This window comes from Gluconobacter cadivus (assembly GCF_015244745.1).
Taxonomy (GTDB): domain Bacteria; phylum Pseudomonadota; class Alphaproteobacteria; order Acetobacterales; family Acetobacteraceae; genus Gluconobacter; species Gluconobacter cadivus.
This window is the reverse complement of sequence record NZ_JABCQI010000001.1, coordinates 152988-178728: the sequence shown is the minus strand read 5'-3', so window position 1 is coordinate 178728 and position 25741 is coordinate 152988. Positions and strand designations below refer to the sequence as shown.

Genomic DNA, 25741 nt, shown 5'->3' with positions numbered 1-25741 from the left:
TTATGGTGTTAAAGGTTTTTTAATCCCGGAAAGTAACTGCCATGTATGTCATGTCCATGAAGGGAGCATCATCCAGCGTCGTTCCGCAGGGAAACGCGCAGGGGGAGAGTAAAAAAATCGACAGAAAGCACGTTCTGGTCGTTGAAGATCAGGCGCTTCTGCGATTCCTCGCTGCGGACATGCTGGAAGAGGCTGGTTACGAGACGTCGCTTGCGGCGGATGCTGACGAGGCGCTGGCTGTTCTGGCCCGGCACCCGGACATCTGTACGATTTTTTCCGACGTCAATATGCCCGGTAATATGGATGGCGTGGGTCTTGCGCATGCGATTCGCGAACAGCACCCTGATATCGGTCTTGTCCTGACGTCAGGAACCCGGATTCAGGAACTGGGGGAGTTGCCGGGCGGCACGATGTTTCTGGCCAAGCCCTATGAATGGGACGAGGTCTATCGCTGCCTTGAACGTGTGCGCCACTGAATTAGTAAGTAAAGTATCGTAAGGGGAAGGCAATGTGGTGCACCCGAAAGGACTTGAACCTCTAACCCCCAGATTCGTAGTCTGGTGCTCTATCCAGTTGAGCTACGGGTGCGGACACATTGTATAAGTCTTCATCAGGAGAAGACTGGTGCACCCGAAAGGACTTGAACCTCTAACCCCCAGATTCGTAGTCTGGTGCTCTATCCAGTTGAGCTACGGGTGCGCTGTGAGGCGGGGTTTTACAGAGGCTTAACTGACCTGACAACCCCGCTTTCGAAAAAATTTCAGTTTCGCGTCATGGTGATATGAGCGCGGCATGACGGCGAGCCAAAAATGCCGCCGATCGCCTGTCCGACGGGGTAGCCGTTGAAGACGGCGGCTGTGGGATGGTGGTCCAGATCCGTCATGGCGAGTTCTGCATGATAGTGCTGGTTGCCGGGTGTGTAGGTGCCGTGAAGAACCTGTGAGCCGTCGGCGGGTGTGAACAGGATCTCTCTGCCTCTTATACGAAGGGTGGAGGGGTGCTCGGTCGGGCATGTTCCCTGATCCGTAACAAGAGCACCAACCCAGGAACCGGTTGGATCGTGGCCGGGGTCAGGCGTGCCCACACATGCGGCAAGCAGGGCCGTGGCGGAAATGGCGAAAAATGCTGGCAGGCGCATGTTGTTCCTGTTCGATGTTGCAGAATGGATGACGCAGACGACACAACACCTTATAGGAGAGCCTCAAAAGGCACCATGAAACCGGAACGCGAGGCCACGACATTGACCCAGCAGGACGCCAGCACCGTCGAAAAGCTCGACGAAACTCTTCACGAAGACCGTATCCTCATTCTGGATTTCGGCAGTCAGGTGACGCAGCTCATTGCGCGCCGCGTCCGCGAAAGCGGTGTGTACTGCGAGATCTGGCCATACACGGCGACCGAGGAAAAAATCCGCGCTTTCAATCCGCGCGGTATTATCCTCTCCGGCAGCCCGGCCAGCGTCCATGACGAGAATGCACCGCCAGTTCCAGAGGTGGTTTTTGCTCTGAACCGCCCTGTGCTGGGCATCTGCTACGGCCAGCAGGCCATGTGCCAGCAGCTGGGTGGCAAGGTCGAAAACCACGATCATCGCGAATTCGGTCGGGCCTATATCGATATTGCCGAAGACTGCTCGCTGTTTCGTGGCGTCTGGGCGCGCGGTAAGCGTGAACAGGTCTGGATGAGCCACGGCGACCGCGTGACGCAGCTTCCGCCGGGCTTCCGTGCCGTCGCCCATTCCGAAGGTGCGCCATTTGCGATCATCGCGGATGAGGGACGTCGTCTGTATGGCGTGCAATTCCATCCGGAAGTTGTGCATACGCCGCATGGTGCAGCGCTGATCCGCAACTTCACGCATAACGTCGCGGGTTGCAGCGGCAGCTGGACGATGGCGGGTTTCCGCGATCTGGAAATCGCGCGTATCCGCAAGCAGGTCGGCTCGGGTCGGGTGATCTGTGGTCTGTCCGGTGGTGTGGACAGTTCGGTGGCTGCAAAACTGATCCATGATGCGATTGGCGATCAGCTCACCTGCATTTTCGTGGATCCGGGCATTATGCGGACGGGCGAGGCGGACGAGGTCGTCAAGACGTTCCGTGGCCGCTTCAACATTCGTCTTGTGCATCGTGATGCGTCCGAGCTGTTCCTCAAGGAACTGGCTGGCGTGACGGACCCGGAAACCAAGCGCAAAACGATTGGCCGTCTGTTTATTGAGGTCTTCGAGGAAGAAGCCGCGAAGCTAGGCGGTGCACAGTTCCTCGCACAGGGTACGCTGTATCCGGATGTGATCGAGAGCGTGAGCTTCTCGGGCGGTCCGTCCGTGACCATCAAGTCCCATCACAATGTCGGCGGCCTGCCGGACCGCATGAACATGGAACTGGTCGAGCCGCTGCGTGAGTTGTTCAAGGACGAAGTCCGGATGCTGGGCCGCGAGCTCGGGATTCCCGAAAGCATCGTTGGACGGCATCCGTTCCCGGGACCGGGACTGGCGATCCGTATTCCGGGCGATGTGACGAAGGAAAAGCTCGATCTGCTGCGTAAAGTGGACGTGATCTATCTTGAGGAAATCCGCCGCGCCGGACTTTACGATGCGATCTGGCAGGCTTTTGCGGTTCTGCTGCCGGTGCGGACCGTGGGCGTCATGGGCGATGGCCGGACCTACGATCAGGCCTGCGCCCTGCGCGCCGTGACCAGCACGGATGGCATGACGGCGGAAGTCTATCCGTTCGACTTCGAGTTCCTGAACCGCGTTGCAGGCCGTATTGTCAACGAAGTGCGCGGCATCAACCGCGTGACCTACGACATCACGTCCAAGCCGCCCGGCACGATCGAGTGGGAATGATCCCGCGTCTGGCATAGGATGGTATTACCCGGCATGAAAGTGCCTTAAAGCCCGCAGAAATGCGGGCTTTTTTTGTTTTTTGGTCCGGCATTGTCTGGCACCGAACGGTATCGCCAAGCAGCAACTTTTTATGGCATGGTGCATGGCACTGACTAAGTCTGATGCTATGTTTCTTATCGATACCATGTCAGGCACTCTATGGGTGTCATGGTATCAATAAGAAGTAACTATATGAATAATAAGGATTTTATCCAGTTATTTTAATGGTTTTCAATCATGGTATCGCTGTTTGGAGTGCCACGAACTGATGTTGACCGATACCAAACTGCGCAACCTTAAGCCGACGGATAAGCTCTACAAGGTGAACGACCGCGATGGGTTGTACGTCGCCGTGACGCCTGCGGGTAGCATCTCGTTCCGATATAACTATGCGATCCATGGCAGGCAGGAGACCCTGACCTTCGGGCGATATGGCGTTGGGGGCATCACTCTGGCCGAAGCCCGTGAGCAATTAGGAGAGGCTAAAAAGCTGATTGCAGCAGGTAAGTCGCCTGCGAAAGAAAAAGCTCGCGACAAGGCGCGTATCAAGGGCGTGGAGACGTTCGGAGCGTGGGCCGAGAAGTGGCTGCGCGGATATCAGATGGCGGACTCCACCCGTGATATGCGCAAATCTGTTTACGAGCGTGAACTGAAGCCTAAATTTGCCAGTCAGAAGCTTGTTGAAATCACCCACGAAGACCTGCGGGCACTGACCGATGCCATCGTCGAACGAGGCGCTCCGGCGACTGCGGTGCATGCCCGGGAGGTGATGTTTCAAGTTTACCGGTGGGCTATCGAACGAGGGCAGAGGGTCGAAAATCCGGCTGAACTGGTTCGTCCGACTAGCATAGCAAAATTTGAGCCAAGGGATCGCGCTCTGACGCCTGAAGAGATCGGCCTGATGTATCAGTACATCGAGCGCATCGGCACTACCCCATCGATCCGGGCCGCAGCCAAACTGCTTTTGCTGACGATGGTTCGGAAGAGTGAGCTAACCAACGCAACATGGAGCGAGATCAGTTTTAGTCAGGCGCTTTGGACGATCCCAAAAGAGCGGATGAAACGACGTAACCCCCATTTGGTCTTTCTGTCGCGACAGGCACTCGATATTTTCATCGCCCTGAAGACGTTTTCCGGAGGATCAGATTACATCTTGCCGTCCCGGTACGACACTGATCAGCCGATGAGTAGCGCAACGCTTAATCAGGTACTCACGCTGACCTACAGGCTTGCTCAGAAAGAAGGAAAGCCACTCGCAAAATTTGGTCCTCATGATTTGCGCAGGACGGCAAGCACTCTGCTGCACGAGGCAGGTTATAATACTGATTGGATCGAGAAGTGCCTTGCCCATGAGCAGAAAGGTGTAAGAGCTGTTTATAATAAGGCCGAATATCGTGACCAGCGCACCGCTATGCTTCAAGACTGGGCTGATATGATTGAGGAATGGACGAGCAAGCCAGGTTAACGCTTGCCTTCGTGGAGATTTTTTAGAGCGCGCCGCTTAATGGCTGCCGAAACAGCTTGGCGTGAAATACCTAGTTCTCGAGCTATTTCCGCCTGCGTCATTGTGCCTTTTGAGAGAAAATCATCAAGCGTGCTTGTGGGGGCTCGTAAGGCTTTGACTTGCTTATATGCTTCTCTCCGAACGAAAGCATGATCTTCAATGTCCCAGTCAGAGAGCGTTAGAGTATTGAAACCTTGACTCCAAATTTGTTCCATAAGCGCACGGTATTCCCAAATAAACCTCCGATCACGTTGATAGGCTCTTCTCGACGAAATACTTCTGCGGGGATTGTGTCTTTCGCAATACAACTTGCTAGGCTTGGGACTATCAGGGGAGGATCCTGGTAAGCGGGTCGTCCAAGCAAGTTCACCATGAAGTAAATGCTCTCGAAATTTCATTTTTGGCTCAATGTATTCTAGGAATCCCTCAACAGAGCGATCTGCCCGCATCTCGACTAGATCACCATAGCGGGCGATCATTTGGCTTGCTTTATGAGGTCCATATTTCCCTGATAAGGCCTCTGAATAATGCTCAGCTAGTTTTTTTGCTTTCTCAAGCCCTAATAAAATCATCTTTTCTGTTATGGGAACGAGCTTAGCATTTCCATTTTTCAATCTTTTTATTACTACTGGATTGAAGCGTACAGCTGAATATTCGGTAAGTTTCTCGCAAAGTTCACAAAAGCACCATGTAAGATTATCTGAAAGCTTGGCCTTAATGCGACCGGTGGCTTCCTTTTGATAAATTACGCGCCCAAGGATCGGATCAAAGGCAAGGTAGATGTCGTGGTCTTGAGGCATGGGCAACTTATATCCTTGTCGTCAACCAAATTCTATCTTTTTTCCAGCCGCAGCAGGCAGCGGCGGGTAACCTCAAGCACATTGTCGTAGGGGTGCAGAGGAAGGAGAAATGGGAAACACGGCTAGGGTTCTTATCGACCGCAAAAAGCTTCATGCGATGATCCCGTTAGCCGAAAGAACCATTTTCAATATGGAGCGGCGTGGCGAGTTTCCGCGTCGTATCGCTCTGACCAGTAGAAACGTGGCGTGGGATCTCGAAGAGGTCATGGAGTGGATTGAGACGCGCAGGGCACAGGGTGCTCAGGCGCAGCGTCCTGGTATGCGCTTCTGATTCCAGAGCTTGTTTGTAACGCCTGTGTCTCCCATTCGCTGGGAACAGCATGCCGTCAGCAAGGCATCAAAATGTTCCCCAGCAGAACTCTGCCATCGGGAAGGTTTTTTCGTTGCAGACATTCTGGCCGCTGCACCAAAGGGTGACACGGTTAGCATGGAGCATCCACTGTTTGCGTTAAAAGCGGGCGATAGGCGTGTAAGAACCTATGAGCGTAACGGTCTCGTGGTGACCGTGAAGCCCGGGGCGGATGGTTGTGCGAGCATACATGACAAGGACTTGTGGATTTATTGCATAAGCCAGTTGGTGGAGGCAAAGAATCGTGGGCGCCCCATAGCACCTACAGTGCGTTTTACGGCCTATGATTTTCTCCGTAGTACGAACCGCTCAACAGGGGGGCTCAGCTACCGTCGTATAGCCGGTATGCTTGCAAGGCTGAGAGGGACTGGCATCGAGACTAACATTGAGACGAACGGACAACGTGAGCGGCGTGGCTTTGGGTTGATCGATTCATGGCGGATCGTAGAAAAGTCGCCAACAGATGATCGTGTGATAGCCATCGAGGTGGATTTGCCACACTGGCTATTCCGTTCTGTTGCGACCATGCGGGTTCTCACCCTGTCGCGGGACTATTTCAAACTCCGCAAGCCGCTTGAGCGGCGCATATATGAGCTTGCCCGTAAACATTGTGGTCTTCAGCCAAAATGGCGCGTGTCTGTAATGGTCTTGTACGCGAAAAGCGGCAGTACTGCGACTTTGAGAGAGTTTCGACGGCAGGTAAAGGAATTGTCGGGTATTAACCTGCTACCTGATTATCAGATGTCGCTTGATACAGAGCATGACCACGTAACTTTCTTTACCAAATGAGGGCGGGGCTGAAACGCGGCTGCTCGCAATTTGTAGCTGAGAAGCGCTCGCTTGCTCAGTAGCAGGGCGATATTGAGGAGCTGATCCTCCCAAAACACACTGTTGATAAGTGCGATAGCTTTGTGGAATGACACGTACCTTCACCCACGTTTTCCTGTGGATTAGCACGTACCTTTACCCACGCCCAGACACGTACTTTTACCCACACGAGTGGTATATAACATATTGAATATTATGTGTTTTTCTAACCCTTAACACGCGCGCGCGTTTTAACTTAAATATATTCTTTTAACGTCTACGGGGCCCTTCCTGCTGGGGATATGTCTTCAGGGACGTTCTTCGTGCCGAGGACGAGAGTGTTTAAACGCTTTGCTCGTAGCGTTTAAACGGCATGCAATTCATTATTTCTCTGTGCCCTCCGCAGGGGACAGCCAGTGGGCAATGAGCTTACGATCAGGGCTCGGATGGAAGTTTATCGGCCTTGGGCTAAAAGCACGGCGTTCGGAAGATACCTCCAGGCCTTGTTTTTCAATGGTTGTGGAGGAGGCAGGTGGCAGCTCTCTTTTGGGCTGCTGTGAGGGCAGTCCCAAAATAAATTCCCTCACGTGCCGCGTGAACTGACTATAGCTCATCTGAAGGGCATCGTGATGTTTTTGGAAGATATCTGACCTGTTGTAACCTTGTTCCACTTCTTCTGCGATGGCGGTCTTTAGGGCGAGAAACCTCACGCGAGCCATACCTTTCTTATTTGGCGTCATTGTAAATACTCCCTTGGTATGTCTACCGCGTTAAAGCGCGGATATGTGCTAATATAATCCAATATATGCAATTATAGGCGAATATATGCGAAAATCTTCCTGATCGTGGGGCCGACGGTACGTTCGCATATAATTGCATTTTGTCGTGTGATGGCTGAAAGCAAGATAGGTTGCCGTGTACACGGCAACGTGCTTGTTCGCCTGTGGCTCAACGCTGGTAAAGGGGCGGTCTAGTGACCGAGATCGAGAAGAAACGCCAAAAAAATATCGGACCGAGGGCGGGTCAACGTATTCCGGTCAAAGTGACGGCAGAAGAAAAAGAAGCCATTGAGCTCACGGCTCGCCAAGTGAGGCTACCGGCTTCCACCCTGATGAGGAACCTAGCTCTTGGCTATAGTCCGCCTAGTCGTGTCGATCAGGAGGCCTTTCTTGAACTGTTCAGGCTGAGAGGAGATCTGGGCCGCATTGGTGGTCTTCTCAAGCTATGGCTGGTCGATCGGCCTGATGCTGTAGTGCCAAATAAGGTCGTTCGGGAGACTTTGGTCGAGATATTGGAACGCCAAGAGCAGGTTGCTGATTTGATAAGTGAGATGCGGCCCTTAATTCGACGTTAGAACGCCTACTGCATTGTTCAGAAAACGGTCATTTTCTGGACAGGTTGAAAATGGGCATTCCGGACTCGCCGAACGGCATCCGCTGGGTTAGCATTGCCGTCAAGTTTTCAATGTTCCGGTTTCGTCAATGAATCAGCGTATTGGATATGCGCGGGTCTCCACGGAAGACCAGCATCTGGATCTACAGCGCGACGCGCTTCAGCAGGCCGGGTGCGGTGTCATCTATGAAGAGGCCGCGAGCGGTAAGAGCGCTACACGCCCTGAGCTTGAGCAGTGCCGCAAGGCTCTCCGTAGCGGCGACACGCTCGTGGTGTGGCGCTTAGACAGGCTCGGTCGCAGTCTACCCGACTTGGTGCAGATTGTGGCTGATCTTGAGCGCAGCGGCATCAGCTTCGAAAGCCTAACCGAGAAAATTGAGACCGGCAGTGCTGCTGGAAAGCTGGTTTTTCAGGTGTTTGCTGCCCTAGCGGAGTTCGAGCGTAGCCTGATCCGCGAGCGCACCCAGGCTGGCCTAGCCGCAGCGCGCGCTAGAGGCCGCTCCGGCGGCCGCAAACCCAAGCTTGGGGAGAAGCAGGTCCGCGAGATCAAGGCGCTCCTGCGCGACCCAGAAATCCAGGTTGCTGACGTGGCCCGACGTTACGGAGTTTCTCGGACCACGCTTTACAAGCACGTAGGCGTCGTTGCCCCGAGGCATGCATGACCTTTGGGGGACATAAACACTCGATCAAGAACCGAGGTGTACGATGAATTCGTTGAACTTCGGTTTCTTAGCGCCGCACAACAAACAACTAGTGACTCTTGGTGGTCTCGCGGAAAGCTATTTCCCTAGCGATCCCTCCACGGCGATCGTGAAGCTGCGACAGTTTGCAGAATTGATGGCGAAGCTGGTCGCTGCCCACCATGCGGTTTATCGTGATGAGCGTGAAACATTCGAGGAAACCCTGCGACGCCTGTCGTATGACCGACTAATACCGAAAGAAGCCGCTGATATTTTTCATGCCTTGCGGAAGGCCGGAAACAGCGCGGTGCATGAAGCAACGGGCGACCACTCTACCGCCCTTACGGCGTTGAAATTCGCTTGGTCGCTCGGTATTTGGTTTCATAGGACTTATGGCCGTGCAGCCGACTTTCGGTCCGGTGCCTTTGTTCCGCCGCGCAAGCCCGTCGATGCGACGGTTGCGCTGCGCGAAGAGATTGAAAATCTTAGGCAAAAAGTAGCGGAAACTGAAGGCGATGCGGCGCGCGCTCGACTTGAGGCTGACGAGCACGCTCACGCGCGTGAGGCAGTAGAAGAGAGGTTGTCGCGCGAGGCTGAGGAGCGTTCCACTTGGGAGAAGATCGCTCAGGACATCGATGCCGAGAAGGCCGAGGTCATTGCCAAGCTCGCTGCGCTCCAAGCCGAGGCGGAGGCCACCCCTCGCGCTGTAGCTGCTCAGTTGGTGGAGCGGGGCGAAAAGGCTGCGATAAAGATCGACCTCGACGAGGCGGAAACACGCGCGCTCATAGACCAGCAACTTCGCGACCGTGGATGGGAGGCGAACACCCGCGAGCTTCGATACGCTAATGGTGTTCGCCCAGCCAAAGGCCGCAATCTCGCTATCGCTGAATGGCCTACTGCAAATGGCCCGGCTGATTATGCCTTGTTTGTTGGAACCACCCTGGTCGGCGTCGTGGAAGCGAAGCGCCGCCGGAAGAATGTTTCCGCTGCAATCGATCAGGCTGAGCGTTATTCGGTCGGCATCAAGAATAGCACCGATTTCATTTACGCCGGTGGCCCTTGGGGTGAGCACAAAGTGCCATTTGCGTTCAGCGCGAATGGCAGATCTTATCTCAGGCAAATCGAGACAGAGAGCGGCATCTGGTTCCGCGACACCCGGCGAGCCGCGAACCATCGCCGCGCATTGGTTGACTGGCCGACGCCGGAAGGTCTGACCGGCCTGCTTGAAGTCGATCAAGATGCTGCTGATGCCGCCCTAAAGGCCCAGCCGTTCGAATTTGGCTTTCCGCTTCGCCATTATCAGGAAAGCGCCATCCGGTCCGTGGAAGCCGCCCTGTCGGCTGAGCAGCGGGCTGTTCTGGTCGCGATGGCAACCGGCACTGGCAAGACCAAGCTGGCCATCGCCATGCTGTACCGTCTGCTCTCAGTGAAGCGGTTCCGGCGCATATGTTTCGTGGTTGATCGCAGCGCCCTTGGTGATCAGACTGAGGGAGAGTTTTCGACCACCAAAGTCGTATCCGGCAAGACATTTGCGGAAATCTTCGGCCTCAAGGGGCTGGGAGATGTGACCCCGGATCTGGAAACCAAGGTCCATATCTGCACCATTCAGGGCTTGGTGAAGCGTGTGCTGTTCGCCGCCGATGCAGCATCCGTGCCGCCAGTGGACCAGTATGACCTGATGGTCATCGACGAATGCCACCGGGGCTATCTGCTTGACCGGGAAATGTCGGATACGGAACTGAGCTTTAGGGGGCAGGACGACTACATCTCGAAGTATCGGCGCGTGCTAGACTATTTCGATGCGGTCAAGATCGGCCTGACGGCCACGCCTGCGCTTCACACCACGGATATTTTCGGCGATCCGGTCTTCACCTATTCCTACCGCGAAGCGGTGGTGGATGGCTTTCTGATCGACCACGAGCCGCCGATCCGAATCGAAACTGCGCTAGGGCGCGCGGGTATCAAATTCGAGAAGGATGAAGAGCTTGAACTTCTCAATACCCGCACCGGAGAAGTCGATCTGGCCCATGCGCCCGACGAAATCCGTTTTGAGGTAGAGGCATTTAATCGGCAGGTCATCACCCCAGACTTCAACCGTGTCGTGGCGGAGGAACTAGCGCGCCACATCGATCCGGCGCTACCCGGTAAAACGCTGATCTTCGCAGCCACCGATGCCCATGCGGATATGGTGGTCAGCGCGATCAAAACCGCATTTGCTGAGCACTATGGCGAGATTGACGACGCAGCCGTAAAAAAAATCACCGGTAGCGTGGACAAGGTGAAGAACTGGATTCGCTCGTTCCGCAACGATGCCAATCCGCAAATCGTTGTGACCGTCGACCTCCTTACCACTGGCATTGATGTGCCAAAAATCACCAACCTCGTGTTCCTGCGCCGGGTGAACAGTCGCATCCTGTATGAACAGATGATTGGTCGCGCCACGCGTCAGTGTCCGGAAATAGGCAAAGAAGTCTTCCGGATTTTCGACGCCGTCGATCTCTATCCCCACCTCCAGAACATGACCGACATGAAGCCGGTCGTCGTTAACCCCTCGATCAGCTTTTCCCAGCTCGTCCACGAAATGACAGCCGCGCAGAACGATGAGCAGCGGGAGGCCATTCGCGAACAGCTCGCCGTGAAGCTGCGTCGTCGGCTCAAAAAGCTGACCGATGAGGCTAGACAGCAGTTCGAGGCCACAGCGGGAGAAACGCCGGAGGCGATGCTGCAAAGGGTCATGTCTGGCGATGCACCGGGCCTTGCCGCATGGCTGAAAGACCGTGCCGCGATAGGCCCTATCCTCGATTGGCAGGCTGATGGCGACAATGCAAGCCACGTCCCGATTGCCAAGCACGCGGATCATATCGTTGAAGTGTCGCGCGGTTATGGCAGCGGGGCGAAACCTGAGGATTTTCTGGATAGCTTCGCCGCCTTTGTGCGCGACAATATCAACACGATCGCAGCCCTCAAAGTCGTCGTGCAACGACCTCGTGATCTGACCCGCGCCGATCTGAAGGCATTGCGCCTTGCCCTAGACTCCAAGGGCTTTTCCGACGCCAATCTGCGCCGTGCGTGGGCGGATGCACGCAATGAGGAAATTGCCGCGTCTGTCATCGGCTTCGTCCGGCAGGCAGCCTTGGGCGATGCCCTGATCCCTTATGAAGACCGTGTGCGACACGCGATGCGCGCCATCATGGCGAGCCGTGCATGGACAGATCCACAGAAACGCTGGCTCAAGCGGATCGGCGAGCAGATCGAAAAAGAGATTGTGGTGGATCGTGTCGCCATCGACAAGGAGCCGTTTATCGCCGATGGCGGCTTCAATCGCCTTAATAAAGTGTTCGGCGGAGAGCTGGAAAGCATCCTCGCCGGGATTAACGAAGAATTGTGGAAGAAGACCGCGTAAATGAGCACGACCACTGACATCGTCGCCAAGCTTTGGAGCCTGTGCAACGTCTTGCGCGATGATGGCGTCACCTACAACGAATATGTGACAGAGCTGACTTACCTACTGTTCCTCAAGATGCTGGAAGAGACAGGCAAGGAAGAGCGTTTGCCGAAAGATTGGCGATGGGGCCTGCTTGCCAAACGAGAAGGCTTGGAACAGCTGGATTATTACAAGGCGATGTTGCTGGAGCTCGGCAAAGCGAAAGATGCGCTCGTCAGCGCGATTTTCATCGACGCCCAGACCCGTCTGCGCAAGCCAACCAACCTCAAAGCGCTGACGTCTAACATAGATCAACTCGACTGGTTCTCCGCGCGCGAAGAGGGGCTGGGCAACCTCTATGAAGGCCTGTTGGAAAAGAACGCAGCCGACAAGAAATCCGGCGCAGGGCAATACTTCACGCCTCGTCCGCTGATCGATTGCATTGTGCGCCTGATGCAGCCGCAGCCGGGCGAAGTGATCCAGGACCCAGCCGGTGGAACGGCGGGTTTCCTCGTCGCCGCCGATCGCTACATCAAGGATCATACGGACGATCTCTACACCCTGACGGAGCAACAGGCCTTCTTCCAGCGGCACAACGCTTTCTCTGGCGCGGAACTGGTACCGGATACTCACCGTCTGAGCATGATGAATTTGCTGCTTCATGGCATCGAAGGCGGGATGGAGAATATCGATACGCTCTCGCCTGACGGCGAGGCGCTGCCCAAGGCCAATGTGATCCTGACCAATCCCCCTTTCGGCACCAAGAAGGGGGGAGGACGTCCTACCCGTTCCGATTTCTCGATCACGGCGGATACGTCGAATAAGCAGCTTGCCTTCGTCGAACATATCGTGCGCGCACTGGCCCCCGGCGGCCGCGCTGCCGTGGTCATCCCCGACAATGTGCTGTTCGAGGACAATACCGGACGCCGCCTTCGCACCTGGTTGATGAATTTGTGCGACCTTCACACCATCCTGCGTTTGCCGACCGGCATTTTCTATGCCCAAGGCGTCAAAACCAATGTATTGTTCTTCCGGCGTGGCAAGAGTGACAAGGGCAACACCAAGGCTGTATGGGTCTACGACATGCGGGCAAACATGCCCGCCTTTGGCAAAACCCGTCCGCTGGTAGTCGCCGATTTTACTGATTTTGAGGCAGCCTATGGTGCGGATGCCAATGGCGGAGCCAAACGGCAGGATCGGGGCGAGGATAGCCGCTGGCGCAAGTTCGACCGTGCCGCCATTACCAACCGCAATGATAACCTCGACATAAGCTGGCTTCGGGATACCGAGGCGGAGGCGGAAGAAGCACTGACCGAACCGGAGGACATTGCCGCCGCTATCATCGGCCATTTGAAGGCCGCGCTGGAGGAGATTGAGGCCCTATCCGATGAATTAGAGTCTGGGAGCGGGGATGAAACCTCTAACGTTGCGGAGGCAGCGGAATGAGTGATCTGCCACAAGGTTGGAGCTTGACGACTTTCGGCGAACTCTTCGACTTTAAAGGCGGATCACAGCCGCCGAAATCCACCTTCCGCGACACCGCTGCCCCAGGGTATGTGCGGTTGCTCCAGATACGTGACTTTGAAAGTGACGCAAAAGCAGTCTTTATTAAAGATCACCACAAGTGGCCGAAATGCAGTGCCGAAGATATTATGATCGGTCGTTATGGCGCAAGCGTGGGCAAAATTCTTGGTGGGAAAGCAGGCGCATACAATGTTGCGCTCGTTCGTATGATTTTTGACCACGATAGTCTTCATCCTGGCTGGGTTAAGCAACTACTTCGCAGCGATTACTTCCAGAATCCGCTGGCCAATATCTCACGCTCAGCGCAAAACGGGTTCAACAAATCAGATCTGGCACCAATTAATGTCCCACTTCCGCCACTCCCCGAACAGCGGCGGATCGTGGCGAAGATCGACAGCTTCACCGGCAAATCCAGACGCGCCTGCGACCATCTCGACCACATTCCCCGCCTCGTCGAGAAATACAAACAAGCCATCCTCGCCGCCGCCTTCCGGGGCGATTTGACGCGAGAATGGCGCGAAGGTCGCAGTTTGGCAGCGACGCGCAGCGTTTTACTTGGCGAAGTAGCTGAGGGCTTTAACTACGGTTCAGCTGCGAAATCTGCAAAACAGGGGCGTGTGCCGGTTCTCCGAATGGGGAACATTCAAGACGGCAAACTCGACTGGGCGGACCTCGTTTTTACGGACGACGCTGCGGAAATCGCAAAATACCGACTGAAGAACGGCGATGTGCTGTTCAATCGCACCAATAGCCCGGCGCTGGTTGGTAAAACCGCGCTATTCACAGGGAAACGCGAAGCCATTTATGCCGGTTATCTCATCAAGGTACGGTGTAAGCCGCAGCTGTTGCCTGCATTCCTAACATATTGCCTTAATGCACCAAACGGGCGCGCCTATAGCTGGGAAGTGAAGACCGACGGCGTGAGTCAGTCGAACATCAATGCGAAGAAGTTGGCTGCTTTCCGCTTCGATCTTCCTTCAGTGCAAGAGCAGGAAGAAATTGTTCGACGTATCGAGAGGGCTTTGTCTTGGATCAATCGGGTTACGGTCGATGCCACGAGCGCGCGCAAGCTGATCGATCACCTCGATAATTCGGTGTTGGCCAAGGCCTTTAGGGGCGAACTGGTACCGCAAGACCCTGCCGACGAACCCGCGAGCGCCCTGCTCGATCGCATCCGGGAAGAACGCGCTGCCGCGCCAAAGGCCAAGCGCGGCCGCAAGAAGGCGGCCTGACCCCATGGCCATCCCCGATTACCAGACATTGATGTTGCCGGTCCTGCGCCTCGCCGCCGCTGGCGAACAGCGCGTGGCCGATGCCGCCGAGCAGATTGCCGATGATCTCGGTCTCAGTCCCGACGAACGCGAAAAAATGCTACCCAGCGGGCGACAACGCCTGCTGTACAACCGCATCCACTGGGCAAAAACCTATCTATCCAAGGCGGGCCTCGTGGCCTCCCCACAGCGCGGGCGTTTCATCGCGACCGATGCCGGGCGGGGGTTGCTGGCAACCAATCCCACACGCATCGGTGTGAACGAACTGAAGGACTTCGCGGGCTTCCGCGAATTTTTCAGCGGTCAGAAATCTTCAGACGACGATGCCGCACCTGTTGCCATCGCTCCGACAGTCGAAACCGGCACACCGGAGGAACAGATTGAGACGGCCTATCAGGCCGTGCAATCGGCGCTCCGCGCGGACCTGCTGGAACGTATCGTCCAGAACACACCGGCCTTCTTCGAGCAACTGATCGTCGATCTGCTGATCGCCATGGGCTATGGCGGATCGCACAAGAACGCAGCCACCCAGCTCGGCCGTTCGGGCGACGGCGGCGTCGATGGCGTCATCAACGAGGACCGGCTGGGCCTGGACCGGGTCTATGTTCAGGCCAAGCGCTACGCTGAAACAACTGTCGGCCGCCCTGATGTGCAGGCTTTTGTTGGCAGCTTGGTCGGCCACGGTGCCACCAAGGGCGTGTTTGTCACCACCTCCACCTTCAGCAATCAGGCGCGAGATTACGTCAAACACCTCGCCCAGCGAGTCATCCTGATCGATGGGGAACGGTTGACCGACCTGATGATCGAATATGGCGTCGGCGTTCGTGTCAGTCGCACGATTGAGTTCAAGCGGCTCGACGAAGACTTTTTCACGGAAGAGTAGCTCAGCAGAGCGCTAACGGGTCAAGGCTGTACCGCGCCAAGCAGCGTGTTTTCAGGGAGGGGTATTTTTCATGGCATCGATCTTAATAAGAAATATAAGTTCCTGATTTTACTATGGAAATTACTATAATTTATCATCGAGTGGGAATGATTCTGTTTCGTTAGTGCTTGAACCTCTTCAGGTTTGACGTGCTGAAAACCCCGCAGTGATGCGGGGTTTTTTGTTGTGGTTATTATGTGTTGTGATGGAGAGGCTATGTTGGGGTTGCTCGACCCTGTGGAGGGTGACAGGGTGTATGTCTCTGAAAACAGGAGACTCTCGATGTCGATCCGGTTCATTTCCTCTTCCGCCCCTCTGCTTCTTGCTGCTCTGGCCGCGCTGCCGCTGGGAATGGCTCCGCAGGCTATGGCGGCTGACTCCGCTGAGAAGCCCTGTGAAACCGATCTGTGCCGGAGTGTGCGTCAGTCCTGGGCTGCGGTTCGTCATGACACGTCCGATGCGGCGCAGTGGACGAAGAAAGAGAGCGTTAAAGGCTGGGACGCTACGAAAAATGGCGTTTCCGATGCGGCTCACTGGACTGGCAAGAAAGGCGAGAAGGGCTGGAAGGCCACCAAGAACGGTACGAAGGATGCGGTGCATGACACTCGCGTCTGGACGAAAAAAACCGTGCATGATCTTGATCCGGGACAACCCGCCAAGGCTCCCGCTACGAAAAATTCCACGACAGGCGAATAAAACTGCCCGCCAGACTGGATCTGTTGCCAGTCTCATGAAAAAGGCCTGCCCTGTGAGGGGCAGGCCTTTTTTAATTTGCCGTGATGACAGTCTTATTCCGCGTGGTGGCGGTGGCCGGTCAGTTCCGTGGTGAGCTGGGCGCGGGCTTCTCCGTCCGGGAATTTTTCCGTATGAAGATTGATGTAGCTCCGTCCGGCCTGAACGTCCTTCACCTGATCAGGCGTGAGCTGGAGTGTACCAGTCATGCGGGTGGTGTAGGGACCGTTAATTGGGGCCAGAACGCCTGCGTCTTCACCTGCATCTGCGGGGCCATGAAGATGGATGGCAGTGACGGGACCGGACAGGCCATTATCTTCGAAGCGGTAGGTCAGGGTGTTTTTCGTGGTGTCCAGCATGGCGGACGCCGAACCCTTGATCGGCGTTGTGGCACCGTGTTCACCCTTGAAAGGGCCAAAAAGATGCAGGGTCTCGGCGGAAGCCGGGAGGGCTGTGACGGAAAGACCGAGGGCGAATGTTGTGAGCAGAAGTCCGGTACGCATGGAAAATCATCCTTGCAGAAGTTGGGCAGAATGGGGATCAACAGAACGTCTGCTCAGGTTTCGAGTTCGGTATTCCAGTACAGATAATCGCGCCAGCTTTCGTGAAGGTAATGGGGTGGGAAGGTCCGGCCATTTTCCTGAAGAAGACGACTGCTGGGTTGGACCGGCTTGCGGTGCGGGTGCATCCCGAGTTCGCTTGGTAGTTTTGAGCCCTTGAGCAGGTTGCAGGGGCTGCAGGCAGTGACAACATTTTCCCATGTCGTGCGTCCGCCGCGGGCACGGGGGATGACATGATCGAAGGTCAGTTCGTGCGTGGGCAATCGGTCGTGGCAGTACTGACACGAGAAATTGTCCCGCAGGAAGACGTTGAAGCGTGTAAAGGCCGGTTTGCGCGCGCTGGGAATATAGTCTTTCAGGGCGATCACGCTGGGCAGGCGCATGCTCTGGCTCGGAGAGTGGACGACGGCGTCTTCATATTCCGAAAGGACCGAGACGCGGTTGAGGAAGACGGCCTTGACCGCTTCCTGCCAGGACCAGAGCGAGAGCGGGAAATAGGACAGCGGACGGAAATCCGCGTTCAGGACAAGAGCCGGAAAATGCTGACCGCTGACGGACACCACACGCATCCTTTCTGCAAGGACGACACATGCGGGATTAGGCGCCGAATGAAAACGGGACAAACAGCGGGAAAACACGTGTCGTCGGCTTCTTTGAGGAAACTATTCCAGTAAACTGCGCGAACCGCAAGCAAACGCTGGTGACACATTCATGACGCTTCCCGCCACAACACGATTTGCGCCGAGTCCTACGGGCTTTCTGCATCTGGGACATGTGGTGTCAGGGCTCTATTCGCGGATCATGGCGGGTGAGGGCGGAAGGTTCCTGATCCGTATCGAGGATATTGATACGACGCGCTGTACGCCGGAGCTAACAACAGCGCTGCGGGAGGATCTGGACTGGCTTGGATTGTCGTCAGACGCGCCGGTTCGGCAGCAGTCCAGACATTTGTCTGAATATCAGTCCGTACTGGAAACTCTGCGGGAGCGGAGGCTGCTCTATCCGTGTTTCTGTACGCGACGGGAGATTGCCGAGGCTGCGACGCAAGCCGCGCCGGACGGGAGCGTCGTGTATCCGGGAACCTGTCGGCATGGCGCGCTGCATGCAGGTCGGGAGCCGGTCTGGCGGCTCGATATGGGGCGGGCGCTTGATGTGTTGCAGGAAGTGCCGGGCTGGCACGAACTGGGGCATGGGCAGATGGCAGGGCAGGCCGGGGCGTTCGGTGATATTGTTCTGGCGCGGCGGGATACGGGTGTTTCGTATCATCTGTGCGTCACTCGTGATGATGCGCTGCAAGGCGTGACTACAGTCACGCGCGGGCGGGATTTGTACGAGGCGACGTCGGTGCAGCGGGTGTTGCAGGACCTGATGGGCTGGCCGGAACCGGTCTATGCCCATCATGCCCTCATCATGGGTGCGGACGGGCAGAAACTGTCCAAACGGGATGGGGCGGAAGGTGTGCGGGTTCTGCGGCAGGAGGGGTGGACGGCCCGACAGGTTCTGGACCATCCACTGGTGCGGCAGGCTTTGAAAGAGAGCTTTATTCCGGCGGGTAGGTCCCCGGATAGGTGATGTCCTGCGCGGGGCCGGGGGCGTGTGGCGCGCCTTTCTTGCCGCAGGCGGTCAGGCTGAGAGCCATAAGCGCCATGCTGACGAGCAGCAGGGTTTTCATGTGGATTCTCCGAGTTTTGCGAGCCACGCTTTGGCCTGATGCGTCACATTGGCCGGTGCGGTGCCGCCTTCGCTGGTGCGGGACGCCAGAGAGGCCTCAACGGTCAGGACATCGAAAACGCCCGCGTTGATCTGGGGCTCGACGGACTGCATTTCGCCAAGCGACAGATCCGCCAGATCGCAGCCTTTCTGTTCCGCCATGCCGACGAGCCGACCTGTGACGTGATGGGCGGTGCGGAAGGGAACGCGCAGTTCACGGACCAGCCAGTCGGCGAGGTCGGTCGCGGTGGAGAAGCCCATGCCCGCGACTTCGCGCATCCGGGAAGCGTTGGCCTTGAGGTCCCGGATCATGCCGTCCATGGCGGCGAGGGAAAGCGTCATGGCCTCGGTGGCGTCGAAGACGGGTTCCTTGTCTTCCTGCGTGTCCTTGGCATAGGCGAGCGGCAGCCCCTTCATGACTGTCAGCAGGCCCACGAAATCGCCCATGATCCGGCCAATCTTGGCGCGAACCAGTTCGGCGGCGTCCGGGTTGCGCTTTTGCGGCATGATGGAGGAGCCGGTTGTGAAGGCATCGGACAGCGTGACGAAACCGAAGGGCGCAGAGGCCCACATCACGATTTCTTCTGCCAGACGCGACAGATGCATGGCCTGAAGCGACAGGGCGGACAGGAATTCGAGCGCGAAGTCACGGTCCGAGACGGCATCGAGTGAATTGGCGGTCGGGCGGTCGAAATCCAGCGCTGCAGCCGTCATGCGACGGTCGATCGGGAAGGACGTTCCAGCAAGAGCGGCCGAGCCGAGCGGGCATTCGTTCAGACGGGCGCGGGCGTCACGCAGACGGCCGCGATCGCGCGACAGCATCTCGACATAGGCCAGAAGATGATGTCCGAACGTGACCGGTTGTGCGACCTGAAGATGGGTGAAGCCGGGCATCGGCGTTGCGGCATGTTCCAGCGCGCGCTTGGCGAGGGACCGCATCAGGGCGGCGGTCTGGTCCTGAAGGCCGTCAATGGCATCGCGGACCCAGAGGCGGAAATCGGTGGCGACCTGATCGTTGCGCGAGCGCGCCGTGTGCAGGCGCTTTCCGGCCTCGCCGATCCGTTCGGACAGGCGCGCTTCGATGTTCATGTGGATGTCTTCGAGGGCCGGGGAGAACTCGAAGCGGCCTTCGCCGATTTCCTGCGCGATATCGCCAAGGCCCTGACGGATTTCGGCAAGTTCCGTCTCGGTCAGCAGGCCGACTTTCTGGAGCATGGCAGCGTGTGCGAGAGAACCGCGGATGTCCTGTCGCCACAGGATCTTGTCAAATCCGATGGAGGCGTTGATCTCACCCATGATGGCGGCAGGGCCTGAGGCAAAGCGGCCACCCCATTGCGGATTGGCGGCAGTGCCTTCAAAGGACGTGGCGGCATCTGATTGTGTGTCGACAGGAGCGTTTTTCATGATAACCGTAAGCAGATGATTCGGAAGCAGATCGACCGGCGAACCCTTCTTGGAGGAGCTGCTAGCCTAGCTGCGGCAGCCTCCCTCTGCAATTGCGGGCTGGGGAATTCCGCCCGCGCAGCGGATGGAGCACAGCCCGTGCTGCCCTCGCTCGCGCCCGGCGCGCCTAAGTTGGAGCCCGTGAATTTCCAGCTTAAGGGACCGGATGGCACGATGTTGGCACTCTCCTCGTTGAGGGGGCGGCCCTTTATTCTGCATCTTTGGGCGACATGGTGCCCGCCGTGCAGGCTCGAGCTTCCTGCACTGAATGCGTTCATCGAGAAAACCGGAGCCAGCATTCCTGTCATTCCAGTCGCCGTGGCGAGTCCGCTGCCGAAAGTGATGATCTTTCTGGCGCAGGGCAATCTGCCGCATATCGCGCCCTGGACGCTGGACCAGCATGAGTTTTCTCAATGGTTCACCTCCGGCGAGCCAAGCCTTCCCATGACCTGCGTAATTGATTCGCAGGGACGGTTGCGTGCCAGTGTCGAAGGGGAAATGGCGTGGAGCGCGCCGGACAGTCAGGCGTCTTTTGAAAAGATCCTGTCGAGCCTTCAGGCGCCTAAACCCGCGTGAGCGGTGGGCTGGCCAGTCGGCGGAGCCTTGTTTTGGGAACGGCAGGTCTTGCGGTTCTGGTCGGGATCGGGGCTTCGAAACTGGCCGGGACGGTTGTGCGCCGTGGGATGCCGATTGAGCGGCTGATGCCGGGGCGGCCCGTCTCGGAATCCGTTACGCTTTCGCTGTCCGGCCCTGAAGGTGCGCATTTGTCACTTGTCTCGCGTCGGGGAGCGCCTTTCCTGCTGCATGTCTGGGCGACATGGTGCCCGCCCTGCCGTCATGAACTGCCTGCTCTGGTGGGGTTCATGCGGGCATGGGGGACAGATTGCCCTGTTGTTCCGGTCGCGGTTTCAAGTGGATCGCCCGACGATGTTCGTGCGTTTCTGGACCGAAACGGCATCGCAGATTTGCCCGCATGGACAGTGGACGGGACGGCTCTGAAAGACTGGTACCGGGCTGCGGCGCTTGCCATCCCTGTAACATTCCTGATTGATGGTGCAGGGCGCATTCGCGCGACGGCGGCCGGTCCGTTGGACTGGGGCGCTTCCGATGCCGTTGGCGTGCTTCATCAGGTGCTTGCCGCCACGACTGCCTGAGACGCGATAAAGTAGAAATGAAAGAACGGATTTCCAACATGACTTTCCCCCTGACGCGCCGTCATCTCATGGGTCATCTCTTAGGCGGAGCCGGTGCCCTCCTGGTTTCGGGACGGGCCATTGCCGCAACGGCGGCAAAGGAAGAGGCCGGGAAGGGGCTGGCTTTCGAGCCGAACTCTTTCGGCAAACTGGCTGTGCCAAAAGTTCTGCCGCCGCTGAGCGTGAAGAACGAGCAGGATCAGGACGTGCCGCTGTCGCACTGGTATGGCAAACCGTTCATCCTGCATTTCTGGGCAACATGGTGCCCGCCCTGCATCCGCGAACTACCTTCGGTGAATGCGACGGCCAAGGCGCTAGGGGCCGAGGGGCCGCAGATCGTCGCCGTCGCTGTGCGTGGCAGCACGATTCCCAAGGTCAGGGCGTTTTATGACAGCCACGGGATCGACGCCCTGCCGATCCTGGTCGATCCGCTTTCAGCAGTGATGATGGAAACGGCCGATCAGGCGGCGCTGATCCAGTCGATCCGGCAGGTGCGCCCGGATGATCTGAAGAGCCTGACACCAGATGTCATGTCCCTGCATGGCGTGCCCCGGTCGCTGATCCTGAATGCGAAAGGCGAAGTCGTGGCGGAATCCATCGGGAACATGGACTGGTCTGCGGACGCTGTGAGGCATACTGTGCAGGCTCTGGCTGGATAGTAAGAGTAAAGTCCTGATGTCTGCTCCCCTTCTTGGCGCCAATGACCCGGCGCCCTTCCTTCTTTTCCCTGAAAAGACGCCGTCTCCGTTCGTGTTCGTGAGCGATCACGCAGGGCGGGCGGTGCCGGATGCGCTGGGAGACATGGGGGTGCGGACCGAGGACTGGGACCGGCACATCGCCTGGGATATCGGCATCGTCGGTGTCGGGCGCGTGCTGCATGAAACGCTGGGCGCAGCGTTGATCGAGCAGGTCTATTCAAGGCTCGTGATCGACTGCAACCGCGCCCCCGGCCATCCAACATCCATGCCGGGTGTCAGTGATGGCACGCCGGTTCCGGTTAATCAGACGGCGCAGGAGAGTTGTCGGGCGAAACGTGAGCGGGAAATCCTGCATCCGTATCATGACACGATCGCAGAAGTTCTCGCCGAGCGGGGCTCGCGTCCGACGGCGCTGATTGCGCTGCACAGTTTTACGCCGCAGATGAACGGGAAAGACCGCCCGTGGCAGATCGGCATTCTGCACAATTCGGACAGCCGCATGGCGTCGATCGCGCTGGACCTGCTGCGCGAAGACAGTGCGTTGTGCGTGGGTGATAACGAGCCTTACGTTCTGACCGATACGTCCGACTACACGGTGCCGCGCCATGCAGAAGCAGCGGGTCTGCCCTATCTGGAAATCGAGATCCGGCAGGATCTGATCCTTGAAACAGCCGGACAGCGGGCATGGGCCGAGCGTCTGGCCGACTTGCTGCCGAAAGTCTGGGAAAGGCTGGCGGCATGATTGACGGACATACGAAACTCGCCGGCGTGATGGGATGGCCCGTCGAACACTCGCGCTCTCCGCTGATGCACAATCACTGGTGCCGGGTGAACGGGGTGAATGGCGCCTATGTGCCGCTGCCGACGCGGCCGGAAGGCTTCGATCAGGCGTTGCGTGGACTGGCAGCAGCGGGTTTTCAGGGCGTGAACGTCACGATTCCGCACAAGGAAGCCGCGATGCGCGCCTGTGACGAACTCACGCCAACTGCGAAACGGGCGGGAGCCGTAAACACGATCTGTTTCGTAGCGGGACGGATCATCGGTGACTGTACGGACGGAACGGGCTTTTGCGACAATCTGAGCGCACATGATGTCGCGATTGGTGGTCGCGCGCTGATTCTGGGTGCAGGTGGTGCAGCGCGGGCTGTGGCGGCTGCGCTGTTGGACCGGGGCTGCGAGGTCGTAATCGCGAACCGGACGCTGGAGCGGGCCGAGGCTCTGGTCGAAGCGCTTGGTGGCGGTGAGGCCGTCGCGTGGTACGACTGGCCGTCCCTGCTGTCGGGGTGTTCGCTTCTGGTGAATGCCACCTCCATGGGCATGGGGGGCAAGCCCGGCATGGACTGGGATTCCGCGTTGCGAGAGGCCGCGCCGGGGCTCTGCGTAACCGATATCGTCTACACACCGCGTGAGACGCCTCTGCTGCTGGCCGCTCAGGCGCGCGGACTGCGGACGGTGGATGGTCTGGGAATGCTCGTCCATCAGGCGCGGGCCGGGTTTCGGGCGTGGTTCGGCGTTGACCCTGAGGCCGACCGGACGACGTTCGACCTTCTGGCGGCGAGCCTGCGCTAGGGCGTGCGGATCATCGGTCTGACGGGCGGGATGGCAGCCGGGAAAAGCACGGTTGCAACATTGTTCCGGAGAGCCGGAGTGCCGGTTTTCGATGCGGATGCGTGTGTTCGGAGGCTTCAGGGTAAAGGGGGGAAGGCACTCCCCTTGATCGAAAAAATGTTTCCGGACACGGTGGTTGAAGGCCGTCTGGATCGAGGGGCGCTGCGAGAGATTGTACGGACGCAGCCTGATGCGCTCAAACGTCTGGAAGCCATCATGCATCCGTTGGTGCGCGCCGAACGGGTGCGTTTTCTGAAGCAGTGCCGGGCACGACAAGAGTCATTCTGCGTGCTCGATATTCCGCTGTTGATGGAAATCGGCGAAGACCGACGCTGCGATATGGTTGTAGTTGCGGAGGCTCCAATGAGCACGCGTTTGTCGCGTATCCGACAGCGGGGGCGCAACGGAGGCCGTATGAGCGTGACAGATGCCAAAGGATTGCTGGCCCGTCAGATGAGTGACCATGAACGCAGACGCCGGACCGACATCGTGATACGAACCGGCCTGTCCCGTGGACACGCCGCCCGGCAGGTCCATGCCCTGTTGCACCGGCTGCGTGAGGCGTCATGAAACGATCCATCCTGTTCGATACGGAAACCACGGGATTTGACCCGGATATGGGCGACCGCATCATCGAGATCGCGGCTCTCGAACTGATCGACGATTTGCCGACGGGTGAGGCCTATCATGTGCTGATCCATCCCGAGCGTGATATCCCGCCCGAAGCGACCAAGGTGCACGGGTTCCGGATCGAGGATCTGGAGGGAAAGCCGAAATTCGCCGAAGTTGCGGACGGTTTTCTGGAGTTCATCGCAGACAGTCCGATGATCGCGCATAATGCCCGCTTCGATTTCAAGTTCGTCAATGCCGAGCTGAAAGCCTGTGGACGTGAGCCGCTCGACTACGCCAGCCGGGCCATCGACACTGTGGAAATGGCGCGGAAAAAATATCCGGGCCTTCCGGCAAGCCTGGATGCGCTGTGTCGGCGTTTCGGCATCGACCTGTCGCAGCGCGGCACCCATAACGCGCTGCTGGACTGTAAACTTCTGGCGGAAGTGTATGTCGAACTGATGGGCGGACGGCAACGTGGCTTAGGTCTGGCAGGTCCGTCCCGCAGTCGCAGCATGACGGACGGGATCAATGCGCTCGCCAGTCGTCCGCCACGGAAAATGGCCCCGCCGACCGCGGAAGAACTTCAGGTGCATGAGGCATTCGTGAGCACCATCAAGGACGCGGTGTGGCATCGCGAATGATGCGGATTTTGTTCATCACGTCCAACCGTCTGGGCGATGCGGTGATTTCCACGGGCGTTCTGGATGCCCTGCAGAAGCGCTATCCGGCGGCGATGTTCACAGTGGTTTGTGGTCCTGTAGCGGCGGGGCTTTTCGAAGCGGACCCGCGATGTGAGCGCATCATTACCATGGAAAAGCGCCCTCATGACCGGCATTGGATTGATCTGTGGCGGGCCTGTTTCCGAACACGATGGTTCATGGTCGTGGATCTGCGCGGATCGTTGCTCGGGCTGACACTGCGGGCGCGGCGTCGGATCATCGTGCGGGGCGGCCGTCGTCCGGGGCGGAGGGTTGAACAGCTTGGAGAAGCGCTCGGATATCGTCGCACGCCCATGCCGCGTGTCTGGACGTCCGAGGCGCAACAGGCGAATGCGGTTGCGGCATTGCCTGAAGGGCGTTGGCTGGCATTGGGGCCGACGGCGAATTGGGATGGCAAAATCTGGCCCCCCGAGCGCTTCGTGGCGCTGGCGCAGGCACTAAGGTCGGAAAATCTACGCCCCGTCGTGTTTTATGGACCCGGTGAGGACGAGCGTGCGCGGGCGGAGCCTGTGCTAAAGGGACTTCCCGATGCGCTGGATCTGGGCGGGAACCATGCGCTAGGCGATGTGGCGGCACGTCTTCAGCGTTGCGCGCTGTTTGTAGGTAATGATTCCGGCTTGATGCATCTCGCCGCCGCTGCGGGGACGCCGACGCTGGGTCTGTTTGGGCCGTCCCGGGCGTCGGAATATGCGCCCGCCGGTCGTCTTGCGCGTTTTGTGGAAGCCCCGGGGCCGGAAGGTCATGCTCCTATGGCCGGATTGGATGTGGCGCAGGTTCTGAAAGCTGCGACGGAAATCCTGAATGAAAAAAGCGTGTTTGTTCCGGACCTTGCAACAGACTGACTTGATGCCCCGTCGG

At 57.7% G+C, this 25741-nt stretch carries 28 protein-coding genes and 2 tRNA genes; 21 read left to right on the top strand and 9 right to left on the bottom strand.

The window, feature by feature from the left end; all coding sequences use genetic code 11:
• Positions 1-41: 41 nt before the first annotated feature.
• A complete protein-coding gene (locus HKD28_RS00825; RefSeq protein WP_194261475.1) occupies positions 42-476 on the top strand; it encodes a response regulator in 435 nt (144 codons plus the stop codon).
• A gap of 35 nt (positions 477-511) precedes the next feature.
• On the opposite strand, the gene HKD28_RS00820 is transcribed toward HKD28_RS00825, so the two are convergent.
• The 3 genes from HKD28_RS00820 to HKD28_RS00810 form a co-directional block, all read right to left on the bottom strand.
• A tRNA-Arg gene (locus HKD28_RS00820) sits at positions 512-588 on the bottom strand.
• A gap of 34 nt (positions 589-622) precedes the next feature.
• Positions 623-699 (bottom strand) — tRNA-Arg (locus HKD28_RS00815).
• Positions 700-760: 61 nt separating this feature from the next.
• Positions 761-1138: a hypothetical protein gene (locus tag HKD28_RS00810; protein ID WP_194266497.1), complete on the bottom strand. Its 378-nt coding sequence runs from the start codon at positions 1136-1138 to the stop codon at positions 761-763.
• Positions 1139-1213: 75 nt separating this feature from the next.
• Between HKD28_RS00810 and guaA the strand changes: the two genes are divergently transcribed.
• Positions 1214-2836, top strand: a complete 1623-nt coding sequence (gene guaA, locus HKD28_RS00805) for a glutamine-hydrolyzing GMP synthase (protein WP_194261473.1) — start codon at positions 1214-1216, stop codon at positions 2834-2836.
• Between the two features lie 307 nt (positions 2837-3143).
• The gene (locus HKD28_RS00800) at positions 3144-4340 is read left to right on the top strand and encodes a tyrosine-type recombinase/integrase (RefSeq protein ID WP_194266496.1); all 1197 of its coding nucleotides are present in this window, start codon (positions 3144-3146) and stop codon (positions 4338-4340) included.
• Here the strand turns inward: HKD28_RS00800 and HKD28_RS00795 are convergent.
• The gene (locus HKD28_RS00795) at positions 4337-5179 is read right to left on the bottom strand and encodes a winged helix-turn-helix transcriptional regulator (protein WP_194266495.1); all 843 of its coding nucleotides are present in this window, start codon (positions 5177-5179) and stop codon (positions 4337-4339) included. The two genes, HKD28_RS00800 and HKD28_RS00795, sit on opposite strands and share 4 nt — an antisense overlap.
• Positions 5180-5288: 109 nt before the next feature.
• On the opposite strand from HKD28_RS00795, the gene HKD28_RS00790 reads away from it, so the two are divergent.
• Positions 5289-5510, top strand: a complete 222-nt coding sequence (locus tag HKD28_RS00790) for a helix-turn-helix transcriptional regulator (RefSeq protein WP_086659313.1) — start codon at positions 5289-5291, stop codon at positions 5508-5510.
• 9 nt (positions 5511-5519) lie between these two features.
• Positions 5520-6377: a replication initiator protein A gene (locus tag HKD28_RS00785; protein WP_235993230.1), complete on the top strand. Its 858-nt coding sequence runs from the start codon at positions 5520-5522 to the stop codon at positions 6375-6377.
• A 401-nt stretch (positions 6378-6778) separates the two neighbouring features.
• On the opposite strand, the gene HKD28_RS00780 is transcribed toward HKD28_RS00785, so the two are convergent.
• Positions 6779-7135 carry a TraK family protein gene (locus tag HKD28_RS00780; RefSeq protein ID WP_194266494.1) on the bottom strand — a complete coding sequence of 119 codons (357 nt, stop codon included), beginning with the start codon at positions 7133-7135 and terminating at the stop codon, positions 6779-6781.
• A 233-nt stretch (positions 7136-7368) separates the two neighbouring features.
• On the opposite strand from HKD28_RS00780, the gene HKD28_RS00775 reads away from it, so the two are divergent.
• The 7 genes from HKD28_RS00775 (at position 7369) to HKD28_RS00745 (ending at position 16304) form a co-directional block, all read left to right on the top strand.
• Positions 7369-7749, top strand: a complete 381-nt coding sequence (locus HKD28_RS00775) for a plasmid mobilization protein (RefSeq protein ID WP_194266493.1) — start codon at positions 7369-7371, stop codon at positions 7747-7749.
• A gap of 127 nt (positions 7750-7876) precedes the next feature.
• Entirely contained in the window at positions 7877-8449 is a 573-nt protein-coding gene (locus HKD28_RS00770; RefSeq protein WP_194266492.1) for a recombinase family protein, read from the top strand.
• Between the two features lie 43 nt (positions 8450-8492).
• Positions 8493-11870: a type I restriction-modification system endonuclease gene (hsdR, locus tag HKD28_RS00765; RefSeq protein WP_194266491.1), complete on the top strand. Its 3378-nt coding sequence runs from the start codon at positions 8493-8495 to the stop codon at positions 11868-11870.
• Positions 11871-13337: a class I SAM-dependent DNA methyltransferase gene (locus tag HKD28_RS00760; RefSeq protein ID WP_194266490.1), complete on the top strand. Its 1467-nt coding sequence runs from the start codon at positions 11871-11873 to the stop codon at positions 13335-13337.
• Positions 13334-14647 (top strand): restriction endonuclease subunit S, encoded by a 1314-nt coding sequence (locus tag HKD28_RS00755; protein WP_194266489.1) that lies wholly within the window; start codon positions 13334-13336, stop codon positions 14645-14647. The genes HKD28_RS00760 and HKD28_RS00755 overlap by 4 nt, the downstream gene beginning before the upstream one ends.
• 4 nt (positions 14648-14651) lie before the next feature.
• A complete protein-coding gene (locus HKD28_RS00750; protein WP_194266488.1) occupies positions 14652-15569 on the top strand; it encodes a restriction endonuclease in 918 nt (305 codons plus the stop codon).
• A 321-nt stretch (positions 15570-15890) separates the two neighbouring features.
• Complete coding sequence (locus tag HKD28_RS00745; RefSeq protein ID WP_194266487.1) at positions 15891-16304, top strand: hypothetical protein; 414 nt, start codon at positions 15891-15893, stop codon at positions 16302-16304.
• A 92-nt stretch (positions 16305-16396) separates the two neighbouring features.
• On the opposite strand, the gene HKD28_RS00740 is transcribed toward HKD28_RS00745, so the two are convergent.
• Together HKD28_RS00740 and HKD28_RS00735 are read right to left on the bottom strand one after the other, a co-directional pair.
• A complete protein-coding gene (locus tag HKD28_RS00740; protein WP_194266486.1) occupies positions 16397-16843 on the bottom strand; it encodes a CHRD domain-containing protein in 447 nt (148 codons plus the stop codon).
• Between the two features lie 53 nt (positions 16844-16896).
• Complete coding sequence (locus HKD28_RS00735) at positions 16897-17469, bottom strand: HNH endonuclease (RefSeq protein ID WP_194266485.1); 573 nt, start codon at positions 17467-17469, stop codon at positions 16897-16899.
• A 142-nt stretch (positions 17470-17611) separates the two neighbouring features.
• Here HKD28_RS00735 and gluQRS point away from each other — a divergent pair, with 142 nt between their 5' ends.
• The gene (gluQRS, locus tag HKD28_RS00730; RefSeq protein WP_194266484.1) at positions 17612-18472 is read left to right on the top strand and encodes a tRNA glutamyl-Q(34) synthetase GluQRS; all 861 of its coding nucleotides are present in this window, start codon (positions 17612-17614) and stop codon (positions 18470-18472) included.
• Here the strand turns inward: gluQRS and HKD28_RS15880 are convergent.
• Positions 18441-18572, bottom strand: coding sequence for a hypothetical protein (locus HKD28_RS15880; protein WP_268898542.1), 132 nt, complete (start codon positions 18570-18572; stop codon positions 18441-18443). The two genes, gluQRS and HKD28_RS15880, sit on opposite strands and share 32 nt — an antisense overlap.
• The gene (gene argH, locus HKD28_RS00725) at positions 18569-20014 is read right to left on the bottom strand and encodes an argininosuccinate lyase (RefSeq protein ID WP_194266483.1); all 1446 of its coding nucleotides are present in this window, start codon (positions 20012-20014) and stop codon (positions 18569-18571) included. The genes HKD28_RS15880 and argH overlap by 4 nt, the downstream gene beginning before the upstream one ends.
• A gap of 15 nt (positions 20015-20029) precedes the next feature.
• Here argH and HKD28_RS00720 point away from each other — a divergent pair, with 15 nt between their 5' ends.
• From HKD28_RS00720 to HKD28_RS00685, 8 genes are read left to right on the top strand one after another with little or no spacing between them, the layout of a single operon-like run.
• Complete coding sequence (locus HKD28_RS00720) at positions 20030-20629, top strand: TlpA disulfide reductase family protein (protein ID WP_194266482.1); 600 nt, start codon at positions 20030-20032, stop codon at positions 20627-20629.
• Positions 20626-21207, top strand: a complete 582-nt coding sequence (locus HKD28_RS00715; protein WP_194266481.1) for a TlpA family protein disulfide reductase — start codon at positions 20626-20628, stop codon at positions 21205-21207. Before HKD28_RS00720 ends, HKD28_RS00715 begins: the two co-directional genes overlap by 4 nt.
• Positions 21208-21245: 38 nt before the next feature.
• A complete protein-coding gene (locus tag HKD28_RS00710; RefSeq protein ID WP_194266480.1) occupies positions 21246-21905 on the top strand; it encodes a TlpA disulfide reductase family protein in 660 nt (219 codons plus the stop codon).
• A 16-nt stretch (positions 21906-21921) separates the two neighbouring features.
• Positions 21922-22686 (top strand): N-formylglutamate amidohydrolase, encoded by a 765-nt coding sequence (locus tag HKD28_RS00705; RefSeq protein ID WP_194266479.1) that lies wholly within the window; start codon positions 21922-21924, stop codon positions 22684-22686.
• A complete protein-coding gene (locus HKD28_RS00700) occupies positions 22683-23513 on the top strand; it encodes a shikimate dehydrogenase (RefSeq protein ID WP_194266781.1) in 831 nt (276 codons plus the stop codon). Before HKD28_RS00705 ends, HKD28_RS00700 begins: the two co-directional genes overlap by 4 nt.
• A gap of 3 nt (positions 23514-23516) precedes the next feature.
• The gene (coaE, locus tag HKD28_RS00695; RefSeq protein WP_194266478.1) at positions 23517-24122 is read left to right on the top strand and encodes a dephospho-CoA kinase; all 606 of its coding nucleotides are present in this window, start codon (positions 23517-23519) and stop codon (positions 24120-24122) included.
• Positions 24119-24805, top strand: coding sequence for a DNA polymerase III subunit epsilon (gene dnaQ / locus HKD28_RS00690; protein WP_194261464.1), 687 nt, complete (start codon positions 24119-24121; stop codon positions 24803-24805). Before coaE ends, dnaQ begins: the two co-directional genes overlap by 4 nt.
• Positions 24805-25725: a glycosyltransferase family 9 protein gene (locus tag HKD28_RS00685; RefSeq protein WP_194266780.1), complete on the top strand. Its 921-nt coding sequence runs from the start codon at positions 24805-24807 to the stop codon at positions 25723-25725. The genes dnaQ and HKD28_RS00685 overlap by 1 nt, the downstream gene beginning before the upstream one ends.
• The last annotated feature ends 16 nt before the right edge of the window (positions 25726-25741 follow it).

Bases quoted from the DNA above. Each gene is read 5' to 3' on its own strand.
- dnaQ (WP_194261464.1), top strand. From the start codon at position 24,119: ATGAAACGATCCATCCTGTTCGATACGGAAACCACGGGATTTGACCCG.
- HKD28_RS00745 (WP_194266487.1), top strand. From the start codon at position 15,891: ATGTCGATCCGGTTCATTTCCTCTTCCGCCCCTCTGCTTCTTGCTGCT.
- argH (WP_194266483.1), bottom strand. From the start codon at position 20,014: ATGAAAAACGCTCCTGTCGACACACAATCAGATGCCGCCACGTCCTTT.
- HKD28_RS00735 (WP_194266485.1), bottom strand. From the start codon at position 17,469: ATGCGTGTGGTGTCCGTCAGCGGTCAGCATTTTCCGGCTCTTGTCCTG.
- hsdR (WP_194266491.1), top strand. From the start codon at position 8,493: ATGAATTCGTTGAACTTCGGTTTCTTAGCGCCGCACAACAAACAACTA.
- HKD28_RS00780 (WP_194266494.1), bottom strand. From the start codon at position 7,135: ATGACGCCAAATAAGAAAGGTATGGCTCGCGTGAGGTTTCTCGCCCTA.
- HKD28_RS00790 (WP_086659313.1), top strand. From the start codon at position 5,289: ATGGGAAACACGGCTAGGGTTCTTATCGACCGCAAAAAGCTTCATGCG.
- HKD28_RS00750 (WP_194266488.1), top strand. From the start codon at position 14,652: ATGGCCATCCCCGATTACCAGACATTGATGTTGCCGGTCCTGCGCCTC.
- HKD28_RS00705 (WP_194266479.1), top strand. From the start codon at position 21,922: ATGTCTGCTCCCCTTCTTGGCGCCAATGACCCGGCGCCCTTCCTTCTT.
- HKD28_RS00755 (WP_194266489.1), top strand. From the start codon at position 13,334: ATGAGTGATCTGCCACAAGGTTGGAGCTTGACGACTTTCGGCGAACTC.
- guaA (WP_194261473.1), top strand. From the start codon at position 1,214: ATGAAACCGGAACGCGAGGCCACGACATTGACCCAGCAGGACGCCAGC.
- gluQRS (WP_194266484.1), top strand. From the start codon at position 17,612: ATGACGCTTCCCGCCACAACACGATTTGCGCCGAGTCCTACGGGCTTT.
- HKD28_RS00685 (WP_194266780.1), top strand. From the start codon at position 24,805: ATGCGGATTTTGTTCATCACGTCCAACCGTCTGGGCGATGCGGTGATT.
- HKD28_RS00710 (WP_194266480.1), top strand. From the start codon at position 21,246: ATGACTTTCCCCCTGACGCGCCGTCATCTCATGGGTCATCTCTTAGGC.
- HKD28_RS00740 (WP_194266486.1), bottom strand. From the start codon at position 16,843: ATGCGTACCGGACTTCTGCTCACAACATTCGCCCTCGGTCTTTCCGTC.
- HKD28_RS00810 (WP_194266497.1), bottom strand. From the start codon at position 1,138: ATGCGCCTGCCAGCATTTTTCGCCATTTCCGCCACGGCCCTGCTTGCC.
- HKD28_RS00770 (WP_194266492.1), top strand. From the start codon at position 7,877: ATGAATCAGCGTATTGGATATGCGCGGGTCTCCACGGAAGACCAGCAT.
- HKD28_RS00700 (WP_194266781.1), top strand. From the start codon at position 22,683: ATGATTGACGGACATACGAAACTCGCCGGCGTGATGGGATGGCCCGTC.
- HKD28_RS15880 (WP_268898542.1), bottom strand. From the start codon at position 18,572: ATGAAAACCCTGCTGCTCGTCAGCATGGCGCTTATGGCTCTCAGCCTG.
- HKD28_RS00800 (WP_194266496.1), top strand. From the start codon at position 3,144: ATGTTGACCGATACCAAACTGCGCAACCTTAAGCCGACGGATAAGCTC.
- HKD28_RS00825 (WP_194261475.1), top strand. From the start codon at position 42: ATGTATGTCATGTCCATGAAGGGAGCATCATCCAGCGTCGTTCCGCAG.
- HKD28_RS00760 (WP_194266490.1), top strand. From the start codon at position 11,871: ATGAGCACGACCACTGACATCGTCGCCAAGCTTTGGAGCCTGTGCAAC.
- HKD28_RS00795 (WP_194266495.1), bottom strand. From the start codon at position 5,179: ATGCCTCAAGACCACGACATCTACCTTGCCTTTGATCCGATCCTTGGG.
- HKD28_RS00720 (WP_194266482.1), top strand. From the start codon at position 20,030: ATGATTCGGAAGCAGATCGACCGGCGAACCCTTCTTGGAGGAGCTGCT.